The following is a 4,495-nucleotide window of genomic DNA, read 5'->3' as shown; positions in this document are numbered from 1 at the left end:
GAGGATCGCTACCGTCCCTTGGATGACCACGAAAGGGAGTACTTCGGCAAGGATGAGACTTGGCGCCGAATGCTCCAAAACGTGCGTAGCGACGTTATTGCAAAAGGGAACTTGTCCATTGTTGCGACCATCGAGGCAATGAACCTCAATATCGTGAAAATCTCGAATCCGAAGGAGGCGTTCATCATATCGAGCTTTCCCGTCTATAAGCTCAATTTTCCCGGCAAAGCCGCGCTTTCGGATCCGACTGTCGAGATGTGGTTCCCCATCTCCTCTGAGGTCTCTCTGGTATGGGCAGGAAGAGGTGGAGGAACGATTTTTCGATCGGTTTCCGACGGGGCTGCGGTGCGATATCAAAATCAAGCAGCCGCAGCAAAGAGCAATTTGATCGCGTCCCGATCTGCCGCATTGACTGAATCGCTTGCGGCATATGTCGGCGTGCAAAAAGGCGGGGAAGGCAGTCAGAACAGCCAGTGAACGGGCTGCTACGATTTTTGCAACTAAACGCTACGGTATGAAACAGGATGGCCCAAGCATCGTCGAACGACGTTAGGAACGGAGTTAGGAAGAGAATAAGGCTACGGCCAATAACGTCGCAATATCAACAGGATGACAGAAAATCTGGCGGAGGAAGTGGGATTCGAACCCACGGTGAGCTTGCACCCACGCCGGTTTTCAAGACCGGTGCCTTAAACCGCTCGGCCATTCCTCCGTTGTGATTTTTCAATCACTTAGGTAGTGCGCTGCCGGCTGGCTTCGGCCTGTTGGCACCGGATTGGCACCGAAGGCGTTCCCGACTGGTTCGCGCTTCATTCCTGTAGTGCGGCAGTGAGTGCCGCGTCAACCACCGCTGCGGCACCTTCCTGCTGCCCGGGAGCAGGTGCGCATGAATGTTCAGGGTGACTGACGGATTGGCGTGACCGGCGCAGGCCGACACGACATGCACAGGAACGCCGCTGCGCAACAGGTGCGTGATATAGGTATGAGGAAACCATGGAAAGTGGTTTGCGGATCACCAGCAGTTTCGGCTTCCCGATCCTTCTCATCCTTGCCCATGCCAAACTTCAAGCGATGCTCCTCGCTGGCCCTCATTGGCGCCATGTGCTGCATTGAAAGAAAACTCGCCGGGCGAAGGAACCCCAATCCCTCAAGCCCGGCGAAAGTTTACTTCCTGATCCCCGATCAGGACCGGTAGGAGGAGGGTACCGGCAATCTATGCAGTGCAAAACCGGTGCCAGCATTTTTTGTCCCGAAATGAGACAGGCCAACGCGAGCCATGCGCGACAGCGAACTTACCGAACGCCTTGGCCGAGGCTGGACGCGATGGGCCGAGGGCGTAGGCGGATACGAGATTGAGCGGACATGGTGGCAGGCCAAGGTCTTGCACTTCCCCAAGCTCAACGTGTCGGTCTGGTTCGACGGATCTGAAAGGGTCGACGAGTGCCAGGCCGCGCGGGACGCTTCGGCGCTGTAGGACGGCGACCAGGGGAAACGCTTGCTGGCGAGGCCGTTGGCGCTCTGATACGATCGGCCTGTGGATCAAGAGACTTTAGATCATCATGCGCTCGGCTTGCTGAAGCAGTATCGAGATGTCCTGGTCGAGAGCTTTGCGCCCCGTGACGCTGATGGCGTGCCTGAAATCAGGACTCTAGCCCAAAGCACCGACCCTTTAGAAATCGCAGCTTTGAAGGACATTGAATTACTCGATGCGGTGATCGGCGCGATGTCAGGCCAGATCGTTCGCCACTCTATCTGAAACCGTCCGCTGGAACCTGAGCTGCCGAGCTTATGGCTCAATGAGCACGCGCGGAATCGATTTCCTAGATCAATGGATTGCCAACAACGTCCCCGAGACGGCAAAGGCCCGATGTCATCTCGGTTGACGAGCTCACCCACAAACTGATTGCTGACGCGGCGGTGRTCGGAATTCGGGGGATCGRGATCGGCGAAGAGGTCGACAGATGCTGGCGTGCCGGAGTGACCATTCGCCGCTTGCCGGCGAGATCACGCGGCTTGACCTTCCATGTACTGGAAGGTGTATGGCCCAAGCGTGACTTGGAGGTAGGCGCATGAACATTGGAGTTGCGGCCTGCCCGCACTGGGGAGCGCACAACTCGGTGAAACGCATCGTCCTTGCGGTGGGGCTTGCACTGGCTTGTGTTTCAACCCTGGCCGCTGCCAAGGTTGGCAGTGAAGCACTCATCGTGGCCCGCCAAGCGTCCATGAAACAAATGGCAGCGGCTGCAAAAACGCTTGCTGGGATGTTTAACGGCCAAGTCCCTTACAATGCTGCTGCATTTCGAGACGCTGCTGAAACCCTACGAGATCGAACCGGGAGCCTCGTTGGCGAGTTTCCATCCGGATCGCTCGGTCCACTGTCCGGTGCCAAACCGGAAATCGACCAAGACCGACGAAGTTTTGAGGCGCTGGCTCACCACATCGCCACGCTCACAACTGCACTTGCTAAGGAGGCTGCGAATGCGCCCCCGCAAATCAACGCCGAAATGCGGATGGGGCCTGGAACGATGATGGACGGCGGAAGTCTGCTGGGGAAGCGCACTAACGCGGCTGAACCCGATCCGGCGACGCTGCCCGCAGAACACTTGGTGCACATGATTTTGCAGGATTGCACCAGTTGCCACTCCAGGTTCCGCCAAAAGATTCGCTGACGGTCGTCCACGAATTAATTTCTCTGATGATTTTGTCGACGCGCAACTCCTGCTTAGCGGCATGAGTGAACGGGCGCTGGCGGGGCGCTACTTGCCCTGAAGCCGGTGCTTGCCGCTGCTCCCGCCGTCGCTGGTACATCCGCAGTCGACGGCGGGTGCCGGCCTTAAAGCTGCACCGGCCATTGCGGGGGAGGTCAGATCTCCCGCTCAAGTGACTCTACAACCAAATCTGAAGTCGCTCAATTAAGGCTAAGTGCGGGTGGCCATCATCCTTTCAGGGGCCTTACCGGGCGCTTGCCGGAACCATCTCAACGACGTCCAAGCGCTTATCGACCGGCTCGGCCCGGATCGCGGCTCCATGCATTGGGATCTGTTCGGGCTCTTCGGCTGCTCGGATTGTAAGGCTGCAAGGCGCGACCGCCGGCCGGTGTTCTTCACTATGGTTCCTGATTACGAGGGTATCCAGGTGCGGCGCAACCGCGACTGGAAACCGACGTTCTAATAGCGCCAAGCGAGCGGCGCTAGATGTCCCGCCACGGATCAATTGTGCTTGGCACCGAAATTGCTCTGTAGATTAAAACAGCGAGATATCTCTCTAGATGATCGACAGCGCCCCTAGGATTGTCTGCAATTCATGCAGAGTGCCCCTCAGCAGCGTCAGTGAGCCTCAAGGGTCCGACCTCCTATCTTGCCCCAATTGCCGGATTTCCGAGACATACGACAACGTCATGCTTGAACTTGGCCAACGCACAGCGGACGCACTCTTGCGCGCGATCTACCGACCTGTTCCCTCGAGGATCTATCGTTTCGCCCTTCTCTTTTCAGAAGGGGGACACCACCCCAAGCCGACGAGGTCGCCCCTGATGAGCACGACTAATGACGAGGACCACCGTGTGCGAATGCGGGTCAGGCGGAGGAAGGATGGTCCGTCCCGTGCCTAAAGAGGCCAACGGAAACGCGCGCTGGTGCTTCACATAAGACCAGAAAGATGGAGTAGGTGGGCAACTCGCATACCGAGGCCYACTGTGAATTCGCCAYCGTTGGCAGCAAAGTCCCAACCGAAGAATGCCGCCCAGCCAAAAAGCAGAATGGAGAAGCGCATTARAMGATGCTAAAWTAGRCGWATTGAATAAAGGTTAAGGGCTTTAAATGCGACGGTTAGCCCTGAGCCTTCCCCCCCCGGCCGGGCACTACCATGTTGACCCAGAAATGCCAGTGAAGCCGGTCGCTTTTCCGCCAGGCAATCCATCCCGGCGCCCTTTTGACACTCAACAAACCAGCGGGGCGCCGAGCCATTACCCGGCGGCGTTTTGAGGGGAACGGCGCCTAATATTCATCATAGCGCGCTCGCTGGAGTTTTTTGGAATACAGCCTTTTGGACGATGCCCCGCGGTTGAAAATGCCGGCCGGATGCCCGTCACCAAAAAATCCGGGCTTTCTTAAAGCCGAACTCTATTCGCTACGGCTGGCCTGCCTCTKMGGTCYGAYCCTGGCAAGMKATTGTCGCCTACGAGACGGTCTTCGGACGAYAGTTTGGGCGGTATGAAAGGACCCGTAGCGCCGATCTCGCCTAGCCAATCCTCGTAGCCAGTGTTCATTTTGGACACCAGTTCATCGGGATCATGTATCCCGGACTGGGATAGGCTCTTGAGGCGCCGGCCGAAGTGTTCCCATGCCGGATGGCCTTCTGGAATTCCTGCCTCTGTGCAATAGTCGTTGAGAACCTTTGTCAGCATTGCAAGTTGCTCAGAATCGAGATGATCGTCGGATGACATCGCTTTATCCCTCGTGGGGGCGAAAGCGTGATCGACTCTTCCAAGCGCCAG

5 protein-coding genes and 1 tRNA gene are annotated in these 4,495 nt (G+C 57.3%); 5 read left to right on the top strand and 1 reads right to left on the bottom strand.

Annotation, left to right across the window (positions count from 1 at the left end):
* Positions 1 to 477 (top strand): hypothetical protein (locus ACXJ7R_RS25500; RefSeq protein WP_457154247.1); only part of this gene is annotated, 477 nt, incomplete at its 5' end.
* A gap of 145 nt (positions 478 to 622) precedes the next feature.
* On the opposite strand, the gene ACXJ7R_RS25495 is transcribed toward ACXJ7R_RS25500, so the two are convergent.
* Positions 623 to 712, bottom strand: a tRNA-Ser gene (locus ACXJ7R_RS25495).
* 564 nt (positions 713 to 1,276) lie between these two features.
* On the opposite strand from ACXJ7R_RS25495, the gene ACXJ7R_RS25490 reads away from it, so the two are divergent.
* The 4 genes from ACXJ7R_RS25490 (at position 1,277) to ACXJ7R_RS25475 (ending at position 3,171) form a co-directional block, all read left to right on the top strand.
* Positions 1,277 to 1,474, top strand: coding sequence for a hypothetical protein (locus ACXJ7R_RS25490; protein ID WP_457154246.1), 198 nt, complete (start codon positions 1,277 to 1,279; stop codon positions 1,472 to 1,474).
* 60 nt (positions 1,475 to 1,534) lie between these two features.
* Complete coding sequence (locus ACXJ7R_RS25485) at positions 1,535 to 1,756, top strand: hypothetical protein (protein ID WP_457154245.1); 222 nt, start codon at positions 1,535 to 1,537, stop codon at positions 1,754 to 1,756.
* Positions 1,757 to 2,069: 313 nt separating this feature from the next.
* The gene (locus ACXJ7R_RS25480; RefSeq protein WP_457154244.1) at positions 2,070 to 2,669 is read left to right on the top strand and encodes a c-type cytochrome; all 600 of its coding nucleotides are present in this window, start codon (positions 2,070 to 2,072) and stop codon (positions 2,667 to 2,669) included.
* A gap of 259 nt (positions 2,670 to 2,928) precedes the next feature.
* Positions 2,929 to 3,171 (top strand): hypothetical protein, encoded by a 243-nt coding sequence (locus ACXJ7R_RS25475; protein WP_457154243.1) that lies wholly within the window; start codon positions 2,929 to 2,931, stop codon positions 3,169 to 3,171.
* Positions 3,172 to 4,495 lie beyond the last annotated feature (1,324 nt).

Source organism: Mesorhizobium sp. P5_C1 (assembly GCF_054049815.1).
The sequence above is the reverse complement of the archived record's forward strand: the minus strand, read 5'-3'. Positions and strand labels throughout refer to the sequence as shown.